The 22,204-nt window shown below is 64.9% G+C and carries 3 protein-coding genes; all 3 read right to left on the minus strand.

The annotated features are described in order from the left end of the window. Positions 1–35: 35 nt before the first annotated feature. Genes NBG84_RS10775 through NBG84_RS10785 form a run of 3 tightly spaced genes read right to left on the minus strand, consistent with a single transcriptional unit; the run spans position 36 to position 21,927 of the window. Positions 36–20,675 (minus strand): UvrD-helicase domain-containing protein, encoded by a 20,640-nt coding sequence (locus NBG84_RS10775; RefSeq protein ID WP_250919098.1) that lies wholly within the window; start codon positions 20,673–20,675, stop codon positions 36–38. Positions 20,676–20,722: 47 nt separating this feature from the next. After that, complete coding sequence (locus NBG84_RS10780) at positions 20,723–21,244, minus strand: hypothetical protein (RefSeq protein WP_250919099.1); 522 nt, start codon at positions 21,242–21,244, stop codon at positions 20,723–20,725. Further along, on the minus strand, positions 21,235–21,927 hold the full coding sequence (locus NBG84_RS10785; RefSeq protein WP_250919100.1) for a hypothetical protein: 693 nt from the start codon (positions 21,925–21,927) through the stop codon (positions 21,235–21,237). The genes NBG84_RS10780 and NBG84_RS10785 overlap by 10 nt, the downstream gene beginning before the upstream one ends. Between the last annotated feature and the right edge of the window lie 277 nt (positions 21,928–22,204).

The raw sequence follows: 22,204 nt of genomic DNA on the forward strand, positions 1-22,204 counted from the left end.
CTCACTACACGGTTCATCACCCGTAGCCCATCGCTCTAGCGCCGCCCAGGCGCATTTGGGGAACTGCTTTGCTGATGGTGGACCTGCTGCTGCGCGTGCCTGTCAGGGCGGCCTTTGTCCGCCTTCGTGGGTGATTCTCCTGCAGGGGGGGAACCCGGGCGCTGCACCGAGCCGGTGGCTTTGGCGGCCGCAGTCCACGCACTCTGCACTACGTCCTCGGGCAGTGCTGCTCCTTGGGCCGTCGCATGGGCACGCAGTGCGGCGAGGAAGGGCTCAGCCATGAGGGCGTCCGTGCCCGGCGTGGCTGAGGGAGACGGGTTGCTCAGCTTTTCCGATGCGACGCGTGACTTCTCCGCCAGCTGGAGGAGGTTTTCGGCCTTCTTCTGCTCTGCGGGAGTGGTCGCCGTGGCGGCGGCGAATTGCGCTTTCGAGCCCAGCCGGTACGCCTGAATCGCAAGTTCCCTCTTTGGGTTGGTGGGCCTACCGGGTGCGGCTGCGAACGATGGTTGGGCCTGTGGTGAGTGCGGGCTGGCAGGCGGGGCCGGTGACTCAGAGGGGGTACGTCGGCGCTGCGGCAACGGCAACTGAGCAACTCGCTCGCTGCCTTGAGCGGGGGTGGTCTCGCCGCTGGGGGCGGGATCTAGAGCGTTTCCCCGCCCCACCGTTCGGTAGCTACTATCGACGGTGGCCTTTGCTTCCCAGTGCTTGCCCTCGATGTCTGGAGCGTACGAGAAACCCTCGCCGGCGAGCATTGCTGGGACTTCGTTACCCCGTCCGCTCAGGTAGAGCTCCACCGCATGATTGGCTCGCTGCCCGGCTCCTTCCTGGTCTGTCTCGTGTTGTGTTACCCGCTGGTTCTCGCGGAACAGTAGACTGATCATGTCGCTGCGTGACAACGCACCCTGTGGTTGCGGCTCACGCGGGAGCGCGGCTCGGACTTCGTCGAACCACGTACTCCGGAAGGGGTTGTGACGTGGCCTCCATTGGTTTTGCGGTTCCTGTGCTGCTCGCGCCGCACCGATGATCCGTGCAACTTCGCCCGGACTGCGCAGTACTTTGCGGAGACTGCCCCGGGCAGGGGCCCCGACAATTTTCAGTTCCTCTAGGCGACGGAGTAGGTCACCAGATTCCTGATGCCCGACCTGCAGACGGAGTTGAAGCGCCACGGGCGAGGCGTAGTTCGACTCCGTCACCACTTCTGCTGCTCGTAGCAGCTGTTCCCAGTCTCCGTTGGCGCTCGGGAGCCATTCTTGCCCCGTGTCGGCGGTAGCCAGTTCCGGCCTCTCGGCCAGTTCCGCTACGTTCCCCGGTTCTGAGGTGATGTCTTGGAGATGCGTCGTGGCAGGTGCAGGATCGGAGTAGGTCCCTAGTGGAGTCGTGGCGTCTTCAGGCAGGTAACCGCGAAGGTGAGAAAGGTGGTCCTCCGCCGCGTGATGAAGTGCCCGCAGGACGTTGTACCTCAACCCCTCACGGTTGCCCCCGCGGGCGAGCCGGTCCAGAAGCGTGCGAATACCGTGGGCGATCACCTCGACCGTACGAACCCACAACATGCGGCCCGTGCCCAGCGTCTCGTTATCGGCATGCAGCCGGTGAGTACCAGCCCAGGTCCTGTCCAGCACTTCTCGTGAGGACTTGAAGACCGAGGTAAGGCGGCGCCAAACGGGGTGCTGAGCCAGGTCGCCGATCCGGTCGGCTGCCAGCTGGTAGTACCGCTTGATGGTTTCGTAGCCGTTCGCGATCAGGGACTGGGCACGCCCCGGTTCGCGGGGTGTCGTCGACTCCTCGGACCGCGTGTTGATCCGGGCGGCGAGCCACCGCCACGCTCCCCGAAGTTGATCTGCCCGGCCGACCTCCTGACCAGCCGGTAGAAGTCCGGTCAACCGGTCAGCCCTCGTGACTGCCGCACGGTGCAAGCGCCACATCGCCCTCCACCCGCCACTGTCCCGCTGCCCACCACGGTCCAGCCGCCGGGCCAAGGCAAACGCCGCATGCGAGACAGCTCGTGCGGTCCACGCTTGGATAGTTCTATCCAGGCCCTGAGCCCGGATATCGCGTACCAGGGACTCGGCGTAGGTGCCCAGTGCTTCACGGACGGCTGCTCGCAGACCCAGGGCTGCTTGGCGGACCTGGCGGATGCTCTCCCACTCGGGACTTCCCCAGTAGTATCCCGCCTCGCTTTGGGCAGCTCCCACCGCAGCGTCCAGGGCTGCGGCGTCGGCAGTGTCGACCGCTGCGTTTTCGGTCCGTGCGATCATCGGCTGACCACCGACATCGGTGAGTATGAGGCTCAACTGCTCACGCAGAATCGTGTACCTCTCTGCCAGACGCTGAGCGTCCTCCGCGCTGAACCGGGGAACTTCTCCTGCTGTATCGCTCACCGGGCTCTCTTGGAAGAGGCTCAGCATGCTCTGGAAGTGCCTCTCCAGATCATCAGCATGGCTGGTACCCGAGATGGCCAGATCCTCCGGGTCACTCTGTGTTTGAGCCACGGGTTCCTCCAAGCCGCTGGTGTCGGGTAAGGCATGCGGCGCGGTCGGCACGGCTCCCAGAGAGACCGTTGTTCCAGGGTGCCCGGGTGCGTCGCGGGGCGTAGGCCCGGACGAAAAGGATCCGGGGTGTTCCACCTCGCTGGGACGCGAACTGGTCGGCGTCACGGGCTGCTGGTCTGGTGCCCTCTGGACGTCTCTCCTGGGGGCCGTGGTGTCGATCACGTCCTGCCACGAACCAGTGTCGTCGGTGAGCCAATCGGCCTCAGCCGCCAGGTCGTCGGACTGGCTCGCCAGCTCGCTCGGGCGCGGCTCCTTGACCACCGCAGACTCCTCCGCGTTCAACGCGTCCGCAACGGGAAGCGTTGGAGCCACGATGGCCGCCGACTGCGGAGGCGGAGACTGCTGCGCGTTGACTGTGGCGTCTAGGCGTTCGGAGTGGGCCCGTGCCTGGGTGACGAGTGCGTGGAGCAAGCGCCGGTCGTCCACGCTCACGAAAGCCTCGCGCTGATCCAGAGCGCGTCCTGCCTGAGAAGCGGTGGAGACGAACGCGCTGTGGCTCTCGGCGAGTGCGTGCCAGTCGCGGTTGGCTCGCATAGCTGCCTGGTAGACCGCGCGCCATCCTTCCTCGATCTGCCCGGCTTCGGTGGCGCCGCTCACACCCGTTTCCTGACGAAGCTCCTGTTCTTCAGCGAGCATCGTCCGTGCGGTACTGGAGTGCGCCCACGCTTCGTAGGTCCGGCGGAGTTCGACGGAGTCCTGCAGATAGCTGTAGCGGTCGGGATAGGGCTGCGCGGTCGTGTTCTCGGCGGGCTCGGGAACTGCCTCCCCACCCGCGGCGGGTTCTCGCTCCTTCGGGGTGGTGTGTGCCCCAGATTCCTCTTGCCGTTGAGTGTTCGCCGCCGAGTGGGGGAGTATCCCAGGCGCTGCTTCCTCCGTAGTAAGGGAGGTCTCAACCCCAGCCGACTCGTTATGCGTCGAGGTCGAGTCTGTGGTCGTGCTCTCCTGCGTGAGAGAGGCGGCAGTGTCCGTTTCGGCGGTCTCAGCTGTAGCCCCGGCGGGGCTGGCTGGTAGGGCGGCCGCACTGCGGTCGGGGGGCAGATCGATGAGGCTGGCCAGGGACTGCGGCAGCATGAGGTGCTGCACCTGTGTGTCGAGGGACTCCCAGCTGTCGACCGCCCACGTGTACGGGCGGGTCTCGCCTCCGCCCAGGTAGATGGTTCCGGGGATGGCGATCTGGCTTCCTTGCATGATTGCGCCACCGTCTGCGACGAACACCAGCCGCTGGTGCGAGACCTGCCAGAACGCATCTCCTGGGCCCACATCCCGGAGAGGTTTGGTTCCGGTGTGGCGATCCGGCAATAGGGCGCGCAACTGCCTGACACGCTCCAGCGCGTCCTGCTCCGCTGTCCGGTCCTGCCCACCGGAGGGGTCCACAAGGTCGTCGAGACTGATCAGGCCCTCTTCAGTTCCTTGGGCTCGGGCTTGGTTCCGAGCGAGCATGCCGGCGGCTTGGCCGCTTTCATGTGCTTGCACGGAATCCTGGATGATCGTGGACTTCAACGACTGCAACAGGTGGTGGACTTCGCGGCCAGCCGCCCGAAATCTTCCGCTCTCCCCGATGGCGGTGAACGCGTCCTCGGAGCGGCTCAGAGCGTTGTCTGTCCGCCAGGTCGCGCTCACCAGTTCCTGACGCAGGGGCGTTAGCGCAGGACGTAGCCAGGTCAGTGCCTTGGCCCAGGTGATCCTTCCTGATCGGAGGACTGCCTCGCCCGCCGATACGGATATCTCCAGCCCGGCACGGGAGGAGTGGACGCGCGCCCGCTCCTGGCCTTCCTCATTGCCCGGACCAGCGGGAACTCGGATGTGGGTGCCATGCACGTCTGGGTACCGCTTCACGCCGTTGTCGATATCGAAGATCATCTGCCCGAATTGCCAGTACGGGGCTAGGCTCAGGGCCAGGGCTATATCGCGGTCGGCCAGCGGCGGTGGTGCTGGTGGCTCGGGACTCTCTGTTTCCGTTTGCGGCAAGACGGTCTCTGTTGGTCGAGTGTTCTCCCGGTGATTGGCGATAAGGGTCCGTAGGCGGGTGTACTCGTCGAGCACGGTGGCGTTGAGGCCCAGCTCTGCCATGACTTCCCGCGCGGCGTCGAGTTGTACCTTCACAGGAGTCAAGGCCGCGTCAATGTGAGGGAACAGCTCGGCGTTGGGGCCTCCGGACGAGGACCCGGCCAGGCCGACGATCTGATCGAGGGCGTCGCGTACGGCGGCCGGTTTGAGCTTCCGACCGCGCGCGGTGCGTTCTGCCTCGTCGATCGTGGTGAGTACCAGAATCAGGGCTTCACGGACGAAGGGGTTGCTGAGCTCCGGCAAGCGGTTTTCGGCGGTGAGCTGTTCGTCCAAAGCGGCTAGGAGCCTGGGATCACCCGCATTCGGCGTGATCAGTGAGTTGTAGTGCTCTCCCGCCCTTGCCGCGATTTGCTCGATGCTCGCGTGGAGTTCGCCCGCTACCTCCAGCAGGAAGTCACGCGAAGGCGCGTCGTCGGCGCTGAAACTGTCGAGGGTGTGCTGGAGATTCGCCTCGAATTGAGCGAAGGGATTGTCCTGCTCCCAGACGACTCGCGCCCGGCTCGACCCCACAGCTTCGCTGACGTCACGGGCGAGGTTTCTGATGGCACCGTCCTGCCCCCGGCGGATACCCGCTGCCGCGCGCTTGCGGATCTTGTCTGTATCCCAGGGTAGAGGCGTCGGTACTGCGGTGGTGGGGCTCTGCTCCCCGCCGCTTGTTGCGGAGCCCGTGTTGGGGCTAGGGATAGTGGTTGTCTGGGGGGCGTCTGCTGCCTCGTCGTGAGATGGGCGGTGCGTCTCGTTGTAGATGTCGAGGACGCTGGTGCCGTCTGCGGTTTCCATCCCTTCGAAGAACTGCACGATCTCGTCGCGAGTGGCCGCGCGGCTCCCGCCGTTTGGGAGGTGCAGCTCCGCCGTCACTTCTTCGGTCATCTCGGACACTGGCAGCTCCGTTCGAGTCGCCTGTTCTGGAGGCGTCGACGAGGGGAGATCGAGGCTGCGCAGTCGTTGATGGGCTTCAGGTGTTGCCAGGTGCAGGATCGAACTCCGATAGGCGCCCTCGAATCGGAAGTAGACCCACAACAGATGCTCGGGGGCGCTATCGGTGACCAGGCCGTCGGCGATCTCCGCGAAGGCTGTTGCGAAACCGTCAAGGTCGCTGTGGTGCGCGGTCTGGACTAGGCCCTCGTGCTCAGCAGCTGTGTCCACCAGCCACCCTGCGACTTCCTCCTGCGACGGGGCCATAGAGTCGCGCAGTACGTCTCTGGCTAGGCGGGTCAGTTCGTTGCGCAGGGGGATGACTTCCCAGGCCGCCCCAAGAGCGGTGCTGGGCAGGTACTCGCCGAGCCAGTCCCGGACCTCGTCGTCTCGGACGAGAGGGTTTGGCACGGCCTGCGCGCGCGCCAGAAGGGGGAGTTCGACTGTGATGGGGAGGGGCTGATCCTTCAACGCCGACAGTGGGGTTTCGAGGACATGCGCGGTACCAACCTCGTCAATTTCTACGCTGGCGACGAGAGTTCCCTGGTCGCTAGTCCGCAAGGAGATCGAGACGTGTGGTGGACGCCCCGTGCGGAGCGGGGTGTCTTCCCCTGCGGTGGGGTCCTCGGTTTGCCGGGAGTCCGCTACGTTCGGCTGCTGTTCGGTTGTGGTCTGGGGCGCCGGTTCGAGCTGGGTCCGCACGTCGGCCGCAGCAGGGGCAGGAGTGGGGGCGACCGCTACTGCGATGGGCGCCTGCATCGTCTCCTCGTCGATGGTGTGGATCCAGCCCAGGGAGCCGATTTCGAGGCGCTGCTTCGCCCGAGTCACGGTGACATACGCCAGTCGCAGTTCTGCGGGGGAAGGGAGGGTCAGCTCGCCGGTCTCGGTGTTCTCCGTCGGCTGTGTGAAGTCGGGGCCGATCCTGACCTGGTCCCATTCCCTGCCTTTGGCCTTGTGAGCGGTGGAGACGACTAGATCCGGGCGGGTCTCCTCGTCCTTGGACTCTTCTGGCACGAGGTCTCTGATCATGTTCAGGAGACCTTCGGGCGTGTACCGGTCGACGAGCCGGACGAGGGTTTGCAGGGCTTGGTCGTCCTCTTCTTCTGCGTACTCTCGGACCTCGTTCCAGCTGGTGAAGGCGGCGAGCTCGGGATGCTTGGTGCGCTGGCCTCGCTGGAGGTCACGGGCTGCTTTGGCGACTTCTTCTATGTCTCGCCCGCCACCGACCAGGGCCACGCGTTTGCCCTCTTCGAAGCCGGTGATTACCGCGCCGATCGCGGCGATGTTCGTTTTGGTCAGTACGGCGTCGGGGTCCGTGACCGTGCCGAGGGTGGTGTCTAGGTCCGGGTTTCCGTCCAGGGCCAGGTCAGAGCCGAGAAGTTTGAGGTAGGCGTTGCCGACGGCCGCGGCCTCGGGTCCGAAGCGCCAGCTCTGAGTGAGCGGAAGAACGACATCGGCTGGCCAGTCTTTCAGAGCATCGATGGCGCCGCGAAACTCGTAAATGGCCTGGTTGCTGTCGCCGACGACGATTGTCTGGGTGGGTTGGTCCTGGATGACCTTCTCCAACACAGGGTTAATGTCCTGCGCTTCGTCGAAGAGGATCAGGTCGTAGTTGAGCCGTGGGTTGGTGAGCGCCCACAGCTTCAGATAGTCGTCGTGGGAGAAGAAAAGCCTGTTGCTGTTGGGGTCGGTGATATCGGCCCATGCCCGGTGGGCTATGTCGAGAAGGGCTGGCGCCGCAGGGCTCTCCGACCACTTGTCGCCAAGGTGCTGGGGTCCGAGCTCGGCGTCGGCGCTTTCCCGGTACCGGCGCAAGGCCAACATGACAATCCGAGCCGCGTCCTGCGGTTCGACTCCGCCGCCCGTGAAGCGCACGGGCCTCGTCAGTCCTAGGGCCGCTGCGACATCTTTCGGGCGGCGGGCCCCTCCGTTGCGTCCAGCTTTGCTGATCTTGTCCTTGAGTCGGGTGTTCCGTAGCCCCGCACGGGCGAAGGAATGGCTGGTGTCCGCCGTGACGTTCTGCGGGAACTTCCTCTTTGCCTCATCGGCGATGGACCGGTTGAAGGCGACATAGGCGATGCGTTTGTCCGGCATGCGGCGGGTGACCATCTGGAGGGTGGAGGTCTTCCCGGTACCCGCGAGAGCCTGAACTGCGACGTCCTGGCCGGCCAGGCACGCGTCGATGATCCGCTGCTGCTGAGAGGTGGGCGGGTACTCCGTGACAGAAGCTGTGGCCACCGCCTTCGCTTCCTGCGCATCCTTGGCCCGCAGGTACCCACGTACCTCGTCCAGCACCCGCTCGCGGTTCCCTCCGCCCCCCTGGTAGCGCCAGCGCCCCTCCCGGAAGGCAAAATTGCGGTTCTTCTTGAGGAGTTCCCGGAGCTCCCCCTCCTGCTGCCAGTGGTCTCCGCCCGTTCCGGTGACGAAGGTAGAGCCCCCCTCTTGAACGATCCTGATACGGCTCGACCAGGAGCCTGCCTCTGGGTCCGAATCGGTGACTGCCACCGTCTCCTCCTCGTGCTCCTCCTGCTGTTCGTCTTCTGGCATTGACTCTGGTGCCGTCTGCTGAGCAGGCGATCGAGTCAGTTCCTCCTCGGGGGCAGCCGCCGCCGGGACGGGCGCATTGCCGACCGGCTCCCTCTCGACAGCCTCCGAAGTTGGCCGGTTGCCCTCTTCGTGAGCGTCCGGTTCCACCTCCGTGGACGGGGAGAGGGACAACGGAAAACCGGTCTCGGCTTTGACGTCGGCCTGAGTGGCTCGGCTCACGGGGAGGTTGCGAGGTGCGTCCCACTCGTACGCCTCATCGAGAGAGATTGTTCCGTCTTCTTCGTTGCCCAGCAGGGCGGCGAGTCGGAGAGTGACCAGGCCAGCGGGACCGTCGCGTACATCGAGCACCTCGCGCGGGAGGTACTCGTCGTCAGCGCCGAACCAGATACGGTCGCCTGCCTCCAGTTCATCGACGTATGCCTCCCCTTCCGCACTGGGATTGCGATCCGGCTGAGGAGCCATCAGGTTCCACACGAGGAGGATGCCGCTTGTTTCTGAGCTGCGGCCGCGCTCGTGCTCGAAGGCCGCCCTCGCCCGCAAGACCTCGCGGTCCAGTTGGCTCGCGAACGCTCCCAGCGTCTCTGGCAGCGCGGGATCAGACCAGTCGACTGGGGATCCGCGGTGACTTTGGATGGCCACCAGGTGCTCTGACAGCGCCAGGGCCTCTGCGCGCGAGTGCAGGCTGCCCATCACGTCGAGTGCGGTCTCCAGCCCGGAGTCCATCAAATATGCGTACTCATCCACCCGGCCAGCTTGGAAGCCGCTCCCTGCCGCGAACAGGGACCAGGTAGCTCCCTTCTTCGACTGGAAGCTGCCTGGAGTGTCCTGAACCATTGCGAACTGGCCGTTCGGCGTCAGTTCGAAAGACTCATGGGCTGCCAGTCGCTCCAGCAGACGGCGGCTCTGTAGGTCGTCCGACAGATGCGGAATGGGGGCTGCCTTGAAGTGCGTGCGCAACTGGCCGGTGCCGGAGAAGCGCCGCTCAGTCGCAGCTGTCTCGGGCGTCCCCAGTGTCAGAGTTTGACGTGCCTCGTGCGGCGCCAGGCGCGCCAGGCCCTCCACTGTGGCCCACGGGACAGGGGTCGTGAGGGGAAGGATGTGGGTGTCGGCCATCGCCAGGAGGTCTGCGGGGAGGTAGCGGCCGTTCAGGCTGGTCGAGACAGGACTGCCAGCCGGCACGATCTGCGCGCCGCGCACGACCGGAAGGTCATCGGTCTCAGGGCCTAGTTCGATGGACTGGAGCAGGAGCAGAGTGTCACGGGCCTGGCCGTTGCTGAATGCCAGCGTCGCCACGACAGCCAGTCGGGCATCCTCGTCTTGCCGCCGCGGTATGTGTGCGGGCAGCGTGTCCAGGTGCTCGGAGGTCAGGCGGGAGCTGTCGTCGTTCCCTGGTGGTGGGGGCTTGCCCGCGGCGGGGAACTCCCGAGCTTCGGCGGGCTCATGTTGGACAGGGTCGAAGAGGGTGGGTTGTTCAACACCTGTATCGGCGACTGTCGGCTCAGGCGGGGGCGTTGGTGCAGGAGCGCCTGGCTGGGGCGGTGCGGCTACTTCCTCGACGGCGGGGAACCGCACTTCGGCTTCCACATCAGCAAGTTTGGGCCGAAAGCCGCGCTTTGCGGACTTGTCGGCGTGGTGGAACGCGCATGACTTCTGAGAGTTGTATGCGTGCCGCCCTTTACTCATCTCCCACGTGAGACGGAAGTCCCGGTTTCCACGGGCGGTGCGTGCTTTGAGGGTCAGCGCGTAGGAGGGGTTCGAGTCTTTTGAGTGGCGGCTCCACACCCCGGAAACCTGCCAGCCGTTGGCACGAGCGTTTTCCGCGATCTGACCGGCTTTGCCGGGAGGATCGAGATCGACCTCTGCCGGGGCGGTGACCTCGGCGGAACTGACCCATTCGGGTTCCGCCTCTACCCGCTCGACCTCATCAGCCGACGGTCCGGGTCGTCGCGTCATCCTCGTGTAGACATCGTCCGCAACCAGCTGAGCGACCGTTTCCTCCGCGCCGGGCCCGCTCGCGATGAACCAGTCGCGGAACGGTCCGTCGCCAATGGTCGCCGCACGGAGCCAGTCACGGAGAAGAGGGCGTAGTTTGTCCTGCGGTTTCGACTCGGAGAACCAGGACCGCACGGTCTCGTCCTCTAGCGCGGTCTCGACCGCGAGCTTTCGTGCTCGATCGTGCGTACGGGCGAGACTTGCGGCAATTCTGGCCTCAACCTCGGCTCGTTTGCGCGCCCTGTCCGTAGCCTCACCTTCATCATCTACGTTGCCCTGATCGTCTCGTGCAGCTTCACGTTCCTCTTCGCGATGCTGCTGCTCCCTCTCGGCGGACTCCTCGTCCACACGAAGGGTGAGAGTGAGTCTCACCAGGTGATGCTCGGTCTTCGCGAGGAGCTGGGAGACAAGGCTGCGGCCGGCATCCGGCAGATGCGCGTGTTCCAGTTCACTGACGAAGGCGCCCGTCGCTGTGAACGCTTGGCGGTAGGCGTCGATGGCCGCAATCAGCGATTCTTCGCCGCTCAGCGCCGCGCCGGCTATCTGCCCGGCTGCCTCCCATCGGGCGGCGAACGCGTGTCGGGCGGTGTACTGGTCCTCATCGGCCCCTGTGAGGTGCCTCGAATCCGAGGGAACCGCGACAATCTCCCTGGGATGCACACGGGTGCCTGGAGCAGCCCTGTAGTACCCGTCGTAGCCGTCGCGAGGATGAGTGATCGCGAGCGTGCGATACGACCACGACGGAGACTCCAGCCACCGCTTGAAACGCTCTCGTATGACATCGCCGGGTTTGAGAACAGCGATATCACTCTCATAGGGGACGAACCCGTCAGGGAGTTTGATCCGAGCGGGTCCGCGGTGCCACTCTTCCAGTCCACCTGAAGGCGGGCCAAACGGCCCCTCGGGCTGTGGTCCCGAAGGCAGTGCCTCGGATGCCTGCTGGAGTAGGAGCTGCAACGCCCCTACGGCCTCAGCCATCTCGGCTGCCCGGTAGGGACCGGAAACGAGGGGGTCCAGGTGGGGCGCCGGAGGTTCCGCTGTTTCCTCAAGTGACGTGGGGTTCTCGGGTTGGGAGTTGACTGGGGAGCTGGTAACAGATGTCGTATCCGGCGCGGGGAACAGCTCCCTCCAAGTGCCTGCTGCTGCCGTGGCGGTGATACGCGAAGCAAGCAGCGTGGCGTACTGCGACATAGTGCGGAGGTGGCGAAGGGCTACAGGGGCGCGGTAGCGCTCCTCGTCGAGGTGCCGGGACAGCGTCTGCAGGGTGCGCGCGAGAGTCGCACAGCGGTCAGCAACATCTTCGGGCGCATGAATGAAGGGATCTCGGTTGCCCGCTACCGCGCCCTGCCGCAGATCCTCCAGCGCGTGGTGCACGGCCTCACCGTCCGGTCGAGCGCCTTGGCCGCGTGAGATCAGCCGCTTTCCAGCGGGCGTTTCCCCGATCTGCCAGTACGCGCCGAACATCTCCTGGAAGTCGGCCTCGGCCTCGGCCCTGGTGGCGTAAGGCTCCCCTACAGGGATGGTGGTCGCTTTGCCCGTCTGCTCGCTTGGCTCGTTCGCCATCTCGTAGGGCCGACGGAGGCGGCCAAGGTCGTCGATGAGCTTCCGTACCCGGCCGTCACGGTTGATCTGTGTCATCCGCCGAGGCAGATACCAGAAGGCCCGATCGCTGGATGGCTTGAACCCGTGACGGTCCAGAGCGGCTCGTACGCGGCCGTCGATCTCTTCGTCAGTGATCCCGCGAACGACCGTGCCACGGTAGTGGTGCTCGACTTCCAGGGTTCTGTCATCGGCCGTCGTCCTGTCACGTCGTGCTCCGGCAGGCGGCACGGAGGCGTCGGGCCCCAGTTCGGCCCGTAGCTGGTCCTGACGCTGAGCCACCCCCTGTCGTACAGCGGGGATCGCGGTCGGCTGCTGGGCGGATGCACGGCAGCTCGCTGCGTGCTCGTAGCAGACGCGCACTAACCGGTCGAGGGCCTTCTTGTCGTCTGTGTGCCGGTAGCCCCCTTCGCTCAGGCTCATCACCAGCGCGTACGTGGTGTGTGCCAGCTTTGTGGTCCGGCGGGTGATGTCGTCGAGTGTTTCGTCGTCCACGGTCGCCCATTCGGCGGAGTGGAGGGCGTGGCCTACCTCGTCCAGCGCAGCTCGTGCAGACGACGATGTGCCGTCCGCCCCACCATCTCGTCCCGTACGTTCCGTCAGGTAGTGGCCTGTCTGAGTCTCCATCCACGCGCCCCACGCGGACGCTACTTGGGCGGCACCGTCGATGTACTGCTCACTGTCCTGGAAGGGGCGGGCGTGCACTGCGGCCAGGTCCGGTGCGGCGAGTGTTCGGTGATGCTCGTAGGCTTGCCGGGCGACCTCGCGCAGCACACTGCGGCTGACCCCTTCCGCGGCTTCTTCGGCGGCGCGAAGCGCGTGGGTGACGGCCTGCATCCAGTCGGGCAGGGCCGATCCGATGGCGGTGTCCGGTGCCTGGCGCAGTTGCCACATCGCGCCCCGCAGTTGGTCGCTGGCCTCCCCTCCCGCGCTGCTGTAGACCTGCGGCCAGCGGTCATAGGTCTCGAAGACCCGCGACCGGGCGAAGGCGAGGTGGCTGCTGTCTGAGTAGGCGGAGGGCCGCTCCTTCAGCGGATCTGTGCGGGCTAGGACCGCCCATGAATCGGGGTCCAGCCTGTCGAGGAGCATGTCGAACAGATCGCGGCTGTTGGCGTGCATGCGTCCGAGATGTCGCTCAGTGCGCTGGGCGAGCGCTGCGGCCTGTGCTGCGAGCTCGCCGTCCGTGGCCTCGGCGAGTGCCGTCGCGCTGGCCGCTAGTCGGTCGTAGAGCGCGAATGTCTCCCCTGGGGTGATCTGTTCGCTATCTGTCAAGGCCGTGCTGGCGCTGAGTACTTCCGTGATTTGGTCGGTGCTCTCGTCATCCCGAGTTTGGAGGATCGCCTGTACTTGAAGGATCGCCCCCTGAATCAGCTCCCGGCCGGCTACCAGTTCTCCGCTGTCGCCGTATGCACCGAGGAGGATGGCCAGGCTCCTCGCCCGAGGGATGGCGGTCCCCTCTATCTCGGATGCGGACGGGGACATGTCAGAGACTGTGCTTGTCTCCCGCAGAGTGTGGTCAACCGAGGTCTGCTCTGTAGGAATGTGCGACGGGAAATCCACGCTGTCGTCGCGGGGGATGACAGAGATCTCGAAGCGGGTGCCGTTGACTGTGGACAGAGTCAGCCCGAGTTGTGACTCCTCGATGTTGTCCCCTTCTGCGGCAAGTTGCGCGATCCGCGCCGCCAGGTCGGCTCCGGTCCTTGGCTCCGAGCGCCTGCCGTCAGGTCCTGTGACGGTGTACATCTCCCCGGGAGATAAGGCGGGGACCCTCTCCGGAACTTCCGGATCGGCGGGGGTAATGGGCTCACTCGTGGCTGCCCACTGCTGGATCAGGTCGGCACTCTCGACGGTATCCCGGTAGCGCTCCGCGTGATTGCGTACGGCACGGTACATAGTCCATGTACTGCTGACGATCTTGCTAGCGCGCTGCTCCCGGTCCCACTGGTCAGCCACCTCACGGACCGCGTCAGCGAACTCCTCGAAGAGGGCGGCGTCGGGGAAGTCATCAAACCCCAGCAAGCGACTTCGACGGGTCTCCACACTCGATGCGAACGCCCTCTCCGCAGCCGTCACGAGGGCTCGCTCCGCAAGGACGCCCTCTCCAAGGTTCCGAGCGCGCCGTTCCTCCCAATCCGAATACTCGGCCTGGACGGCGCGTTCGGTCAGCCAGAACTCCTCACGGTCGGCATACGGTGTCGCGGGCTGTCGCTGTCTGGTGTTGTTAGCCGTCCGGCTGGCGAGCAGGTTCGTGATGAGTTTGTAAGTCAGGTCCGCGACGCGACTAAGGGCGTCGACGTCGAGCCGATCCTCCTCCAACGAGGACTCGGCGAAGCTCTCCGCGAGCGCTCTGGACTGGGCGATCACGTTTCCATAGCGGCGAGTGAGCTCCTCCATTTCATCGCCGCGGTACCTGAGGGCGTGGAAGTACGCCTCATGAAGTGCGGCAACCGGATTCGCCTCGGCGCCGTCAACCCGGTGCAGTCCTCTCAGCTCGTCCTCTAGCTGAGACCGTGCGGTGCGGGTGAGGCCCCATACCCGGTAGGCAGACTGCGCGCGATCCGCCAACTCGGCGAAGACCTCGGCATCGGTGATCGGAGGGTCCGGAAGGATGGAGAAGTCGGGTAGCGCGTCGTCAGGTACGAACACCACCTCGCGTCCTTCGAGTGGGAGGGCGAGGGACGCACCCCTATCCGGGTTACTGGGTGCGCTGCCCGTTGCAGTTCCGGCCCACTGTCCGCCCTCAAAGACAACGGCAGTACCGCCCAACTCTCGTGCCATAAAGGCAGCGTCGTGCAGGGCCATGTCCTGCGAGGACATACCGTCTTCGAAGTCCTCCGCCTCCGGGGTCACCCCGTTGGCGATCTGGTCGATAGCGCGAGCCTTGCGCTCTTCGCCTTCCTGGATCCAAGCGGCCATTGTGTCCAGATGAGTCGCGGCCGTGGTGATGAGACTGTGAGTCAAAGCGCGCGCCCCTTCGTGGTGAGGGTCACCCTCCTTGGTCTCCAGGATGTCGAGGTAGCTGGTCGCGGCGTCCGCCAGCTCCTGGGCTTGGCGCAGTACAGAGCCGTCCGCGGCACCCCCGGAGAGGGCGAGTGTCCGCTGCCGTTTCACCTCCTCCACCAGAACCGCACCGGTCTCGTGGACGCGGCGCCTCTGGGCGCTCTCGGGGGAGTCTTCCGCAGCGCCTGCTTCTTTGCGCCATGCAGCGAAGGGGGCACCGGAGTCCCACTCCTGGAACGCGGTGATGATCTCCAAGACGGAAGGAATGCCAGGCCAGGCGGCAGGGCTGCTGGCGGAGTCCTCAACGTCGGAGTCTTCGTCGTGGAGGGCTGATCCGCTGGCCTGGGATTCGATCTCGGCTTCGAGCTGGGCCTGCTCCGCACGGGCACGGCGGAGCTTGTCCATCTTGGAGAAGGGGTGGTCGACCAGCTTCCGTGCTCGGTCGATCTCCTGGCTCAGCTCGGCCACGACGGCGACCATCGTGCTGTGGAGTCCGGGGAGCTTCTCCGCTTGGTTCTCCAGGCGGGTCACGAGGCCGAGCGGCGGCTTACCGTCGCTGACAATGGCAGCAACGTCGTCGACTGTGAAGCTCGCCTGGGGTATGTCGCGCAGGCCACGGATGCTGAAATCGAGGGAGTCGTGGAAGCTGTTGATCCGGGCCTCGAACCGCTGGCCGCCGAGTGTCGCGACGTGCTGCCAACCGCTGGCCTCGCCGCGCATCTGGCGGTGGATCAGGGCTAGCTCGGTCCGGAGAGCGATGGCGGCCTGCTGCCGTCTAGTGATGATGTTCCCGTTGGGCAGTTCCATGCGGAACGCCTCGCCCTTAGTCTCCGTGCGGACCTGGACGGCCTTCTGCACGAGGTCGGCTCGACTCTGTGCTTCCGAGAGGGTTTGGTCTCCGGTGTCCACCACATTCCGCAGATGGGTCTGTGTGCGCTTCCAGTTCTTGAAGGCAGCATCCAGCTGGCGCACTTCTTCATCCGCCTGCATCTTCTTCAGGAGAACTGGGTTGCCGGTGGCGATGGCCTTGATCTCGCCAAATTCTAGGTAGTCCTTGCCCAAGTCGCCGTCGAGTGCCTGCTCTTGCTCCTCAATCTCCCGGCCGGTCCGAACCTGGTCGATGAACTTGGCTTTCCTTTCTACTGTTTGCCACATGAAGCTGTCGAAGCTGCCGGCCTTCACCCAGCGAAAAATCCGGACTGGGATGCCTTTGTGGAAGTGCTGGTTGTACTGCCGGACGATTCGACCTTCGCGCTGCGTCACATCGCTTGGTCGCCACGGGCAATCCACGTGATGGAGGGCGATAGCGCGATCCTGGGCATTGACGCCGACACCCATGGTCTCGGTGCTGCCGATAAGGACGGCGTACCTACCTCGTCGGCTCGCCGACCACAGAGATTCCTTCTCCTCTGCGGACTTCGCGTCCTGTGCGTATCCGATGAGCTCGGCTGGCATTCCGCGTTCGATGAGCTTGTCCCGCATGTAATCGTATGCGATGAACCGGCCCTTCTTTCGGGCATTGTCGGAGGGGGTTCCGCGGTCCGCGAAGACGAGCTGCAAGGCCCCTGTCTCGTCGCTGGGATTACCCTCCCTATCGGTGTAGGTCTCGTCCTTGTATTGGAGCCAAATCTCGAAGACCTTGTCCACGATGGCGTCGAGTTTGCCCGGCCCGTCCGGTGCGATCCCGACCATGCGAAGATCCATGGCCGCCTTGCGGCCGTCGTTGGCGATACTGAGCAGGTTGTCTACAGTCGGGTCCACCATGCGGGTCCGCACGAGGTCGGCCCGGTCTGCGATATCCGCCATGTAGAGACGGTCCTGCTCCGTCGCCGGCACGACGATGGTGTCGCTGACATGCTTGGGCACCGGTAGCTGAATGTCGTGCTTGGTCTTGACATCGGCCATCGACTTCCACATGGGGTGGAATTGCTTCGCGTTGCGGAACGCGCCGATACGTTCCTTCATGCGGGGAGTTCCCTCGGGAGATATCTCCGGCGCTACGACCTCTCGAAGGAACTGGGCCTGGAACGACGAGAAGGCTGAAATCTCGGCGGCTTCCAGAAGGTCGGGACGGAAGTAGTCCAGCATCACGTACGCCTGGGGCATCGCATTTGGGAAGGGAGTTCCAGTGGAACCCAGACCAACCTTGGGGCCGTACGCCTTGGCGGCAAGGCGAAGTTTGACCTTGAGCCCCTTGGCTTGCGCCGAGACTGGGAGGGATATTTCAGTGTTGTTTGCGCCGACTTCGCCATTGGCGTAGTCCTGGACCTCGTCGACCGCGATGAAGTCGATTCCGGTCTGTTCCCAGGAAATGCCAGCGATGGTTTCCTTGACCAGATTCTTCTCGGCACGCTGAGTGTGGCGTTTGAGATCCCCTTGCAGGGACTTCACTGTTTCCCGCGATGACCGATCCAGGCGCTGTCCCGCGCTCATGGCAGCGACGGTGTCTAGGGCGTCCGCGATAAGGGGGGCATCGCCGGGGTTGAGTAACGGGGAGAGCGCTTGATTGTCTCCCGTCAGCGCCTTGTGAATGCGTGCGCGGTGTTCTGCCGTCTGGTCCGCCACGAATTGAGCTTGCCCGCGCCCTGAAACAGGAATGCGGTTGAACAGGCTCTGAGGGAGAATGACAGCATCCCAGTCACCGTTGGCGATCTGTGCAATATACGATGCCGCTGTCTCTCTTGTGAACTCGCTGCTGTCGATCGCGAGGACGCGGGCCTGGGGGTAGGCTTTGAGGAAATCGTTTCGGAAGTCGTTGACGGTGGCGTTCTTGACTACGACACATGGCTTTCTCACCGTGCCGAGTCGTTTCATTTCCATCAGCGTCATGGCAATGGTGAGGGTTTTGCCGAATCCGACCTCGTAGTCGAAGAAGCTTCCCCCGGGCTCACTCAGAGCGCGCGCGACGCCGGCGCGCTGGTGCGGGCGCGGCGTGATCTCGTCGCTCAACCCGGGGAAGGTCAGGTGGGAGCCGTCGCCCTGGTAGGGGACGTAGGAGTTGTGCAGCCTGTTGTAAGTGGTAAGAACGTCCTTGGTACGCGCAGGGTCCTGCCAGAGCCAGTCGGCCAGTAGCCGGTTCAACTCGTCGGTCTTGGCGATGACCTGTTCGGTCTGCTCCGCCGCCCACCGCTTGCCGTCCTGGATTTCCTCCGGCGTTGCGTCCTTGTCCAGCTTGGGCGGATGCACCACAAGGGAGGAACGGCGCAGCAGCCTCTGAGCCAGGTCCACCGCGTTGCGTCGGGCTGTTCCGTATATCTTGGTCGCCACCCGGGACTTCCGGACCGATGAGGATGCCTCGACGTTCCAGTCCGCTCCGGAGGTTCGGCTCACCGTCACAGCCCGGGACTGGAGGAGCTGCCGAAGGAACTGTTGGTAGTACGTTGGGGCAATCCAAGTCGCACCGAAGTTGATGTCCTCGATGTCCCCTGGTTGCTTGTCCGGCGCATGCGTCTGGAGCGTTTGGCGCAAGGCGGCGACGTTGGCCTGGAAGGGATGCTGGCTCCGGGACTCATCGGAGACCATCCGAAGAATCTGCTCGGCCTTCTCCAGTTTCTCCCGAACGTTTCCGCTCAGGTATTCCGCCGCAGGGACAAGACGCTGCGTGCCTGGTTCGTTGAAGACGGTGTCGCCAAGGGCGTCCCTGGCATCGTCGAGGGATTCGAGTCCCAGTAGGCGAGCGATCTCATTGAGTTGAACCTCACCGTGGGTGTTGAGGCTGATGGCCAGAGCGTCCTGCGGGCTGTCAGCCTGGGCTTCTTCCATCGTGGGCTTGGTGACTGCCCTGCTGAAGATCGCCGACTTCCTGGCGGTGCCAGCATCTTTGTCGTACCGCTCCAGCGCGTAGACGCCTGCCGCGTAGGGATCAGAGCGGAACGTTCCGTGGGCGGAGCGCCGGTCGCGCCGACTGTCGCGCTTGTTGAGAAAGCCGTACCGAGCAATGTGGGAGTTGTAGTTTCCGTTGAGCTCTCCACGGAGCTGGGCGGCCTCGCCGTCGTTCGCGGTGGACTCGGCGCTGAGCAGATTGACGTAGGTGTCACGCAAGCGCAGCAGCGACCGCAGTTCCTCGACGCTGTTCTTGAAGACCGGCCGTTCGTTCAGCTCGCCTCCAACAACCTGAAGGAACGTTCCTTCTCTTTGGTCGAGGATCGTTCCCTCGAAGCGCTGTAGCTCCTCGCCGAACATCTCCTGCGCACGGCGCATCCGCTCGGCGCGCTCCTCGACCGCGGCGCGCTGGACGGCGTCCGGCGATGCGCTCATGGTCATGCCTGTTTCGCGGGCCTGGCGTGTGATCTGTGAGAGTGCTTGGCTCAGGGCTTCGGAGAGGTCGGTGTCCGGGGTAGGCCGGACGGTGACGTCGTCGCGGCCGAATTGGGTGCTGGTGAGGCCGATCGTGCCGAGGACCATCTCGGGATGCTGGGCAAAGTAGCTGTTGACGAGAGCGGTCTGCTCCGGCCCTACCTGCACGGAAGACAGGCCGATCCACGCCGGCGGCGTTTCAGGAGCCCCGCCGTCGCGGCGCCGCAGAATCAGGATGTCGGTGACGGTATTGGTACCCGCAGCCCTGCGGTGCGCTCCGGCGGGGAGCCGGACCGCGCCTATCAAGTCGGCTCGGTCTGCGATCTCCAATCGGGCTGTCTTGCCTGTGGAATCGAGGGTGTACCGGCTGGTTAACACGGCTACAAGCCCGCCAGGCCGTGTCAGCTCCAGTGCTTTGACAATGAAGTGGTTGTGCGTGGCCAGCCGCAGGGGATTGTGGAGGGGGTCGGTGATCGCGATTTCATCGAAGGGAACGTTCCCGACTGCGGCGTCGAAGTAGCCCTCGGGGACTCGGGTGTCGACGAAGGACTGGCTACGGATGTCGGCGTCCGGGTAGAGAGCGGCTGCGATCTCCGCGGTGACTGGGTCGAGTTCGACACCGGTCATCCGGGCGGTCTCCGGGGCGTAGGCGATGAAGTTGCCGCTACCGCACCCTGGCTCCAACACCCGGCCGTCCCGGAAGCCGAGATCCGTGAGGGCCTGCCAGATGGGCTGGACCAAGCTCGCGTCGGTGAAGTGCGCGTTCCTGGTGGTGGCCTCTGCGGCGTACCACTCCTCCTCGCTCAGCAGGGGCCGCAGCTCCGCCCGCAGTGTGGCGAACTCCGGCTTCCCTGGGTGGAAGATGTTGGGCACCGCTCCCCATGAGCTCCAGCGGGCCAGAACTCTCTGCTCGTCCCCAGACGCCGGGCGTTGCTCTTCACGCAGTGTGTGGAGCGTGCGGATCGCGGCTATGTTCGCCCGGATGCGTGCTACGGGTCCCGACGGCGCCAAGTCGTCTTGACTCTGGGGCCGGAACTGGACCTTCTCGTGTTCCGGCTTCGCGGGGGGCCGCTGTCGAGAAACGATCTGGTGCAGCAGCACAGGGTAGGGCTCGTCGTCTAGGTCGACGTCTTGCACGAGGAGGTCGCCGAATTCTCTCGGTCCGGGGAAGCCGACGACCACGGCAGCGACGGGTTCGTCCTCCCTTTCGTCCTGGTGCTCGACCTCGTCGCCTACGGAGTAGTCGCTGACCCGGGTGGGCGCGTCTTCCCAGAGGTCTGCACTACCGTCCTCCGCGGGGGCCCCGGTGGTGCCCCCGCGGAGGACGGTCGGTCCCTCCGGTGCTGGCCCATTGATCACACCGGCGACTAGTCGCTGCTCTGCGGATGCGAGTGCGGTCGGGCCCTGGGCTTCTCCCTCCAGGAGACTTCCTGTCTCCATGGTTTCCCAGAGACGGTCGAGTAGGTTTTCCGCCCATTGCTGGTGCGGCAGTGTCTGGGGAGAGGCAACCTCATGGACCGAGCCGTCCTCCTCGACTCGGACCAGTAGAAACCTGCCGGCCTCATCGGCTCCGGTTTCGGGGCTGTCGTGTCCGATGACGTAGAGGCGGTACTGCCAGCCGAGGTCGGGGCTGGTGGCGGCGTAGAAATGGAGTAGGTCGGTAGCAGCCTGGGCATCGAGAGCGGAGAGCTGCCGGGGCGTCTGGTACATGAATTCCTCCACGACGTCGCTGGGTGCGTGCTGGTCGGATCAAGGCGTCAGACGTTTCGCCCCTGGGCCCGCAAGTCCTCGACACTGGTCCCGAAGAGCCGAAGGAAGGACGGCGTCATGTAGTCCAGAACGCGGCGCAATTGGGCGTCGTCGAGGTCGTCCAGTTGGAGACTCCCGTCGGTGAGGCCATCGGCGGTTGCCCCGAGCCACTCGGTTCGCTCCTGCACCCCTTGCAGCCGGGCCTGGAACTCCTCGTCGCTCTCTAGCAGTCCGTCGTCCGAATCCTCGGCCGCTTTCTTCTCAGGAGTCAGCCGAACCATTTCGCTCAGCACCGTGTGCTCGGCCTCCGCTTTGAGTAGGCCGAGTCGGCCGACGCGCTCCTCATGGGTCTCTTCGACGGGAGGCTGGTCTTTGATGACCAGGTCGTCCCACAGGTCCCCTACCTGTTGCTCCACTTGCTCGCCGAGGTGCGTGAAGAACGCCACCGGGTCGGGGAGCGCGGCGTAGCGGGCAGGGAGCCACCGCCGCCAGTAGGCACGGGCCTCGATGCTGTACCGGTTCATGGCCATCGGTCTTCTCCTTGTGTTCGGTCGGTGTCTGGTGGCTTGGGGTGGTCTTCTGTGTCCCTGGGGCTCGTTGCACCTCCATCGCCGGTGGTCCCGTCGCTCGGTTCATTGCCGTCCGCCCTGCCGTCGTAGGCGGTCGCTTCGGAGGCAAGAATGGCGTTGCGGTACGGGACGTCCGCCCATGTCTCTCGGTGGCGCTCGCGGTGTTGGCCGGTGCGGCACGTTCCAAGCCAGAGCCGACCGATGCGCTCGATGCCCCGCGCGAGGGCGTCTTGCCACAGGTACGGCGCGGAGCCGGCGTCCTCTCCGGCGGCGTAGGCGGACTGGCGGGACGTCCACAGCGCCGTCAATTCCTCCACGACCCCGCCGTGCAGCCACCAGCAATGCCGCGGCAGCTGATCATTCGTGACCTCGTACCGGTCGGCAAGCCAGATCACCCAGGACACAAACGGTGGCCACAACAGCTTCATCTCGTGGCTGTCCAGGGTGTCCCAGTCGACCGGCATCCCAGGAATCCGCTCTGGTACTCCCTCCGCGCCCGCGGTGAAGGGCACGCTGGAGGCGCGGCCCTCCTCAAGGATCTTGACGCGCTCGCCGAGTAGGACCAGTTCGGCGTTCAGAGTGACAACTTCCTGGTTCACGGATTGCAGTGCCGCGAAGAGGTCGTCGAATCCGCCGCTCGTCATGTGGGCCTCCTTCCGGGAAGTCAGTCCGCCTGGCCGCGGCTTGGGGCCTTAGTTGACGGGTAGGGGCTGAGGCGTTTGGTCCGCGGGTAAGGAAGACGGGTCGACGACAGGTGACCTCGTTGCTGTGCCTCGATTCAGCGTTTCCTGTGGAGGCTCGAATACTTGCGGGCACTCATGCGAAGACTCAATCCGGAAGAGCATGGAGTTCTCTTGGGGATGTGAATATGCGTCGGGGTTCCTGACTCCGCGAAATGGTAAATTTCGGGGCGTTGTTCAG

The organism is Streptomyces albipurpureus (assembly GCF_023701525.1).
Classification (GTDB): domain Bacteria; phylum Actinomycetota; class Actinomycetes; order Streptomycetales; family Streptomycetaceae; genus Streptomyces; species Streptomyces albipurpureus.

Excerpts from the sequence above, each read along its gene's own strand:
- NBG84_RS10775 (WP_250919098.1), bottom strand. The coding sequence starts at position 20,675 with ATGTACCAGACGCCCCGGCAGCTCTCCGCTCTCGATGCCCAGGCTGCT.
- NBG84_RS10780 (WP_250919099.1), bottom strand. The coding sequence starts at position 21,244 with ATGGCCATGAACCGGTACAGCATCGAGGCCCGTGCCTACTGGCGGCGG.
- NBG84_RS10785 (WP_250919100.1), bottom strand. The coding sequence starts at position 21,927 with ATGACGAGCGGCGGATTCGACGACCTCTTCGCGGCACTGCAATCCGTG.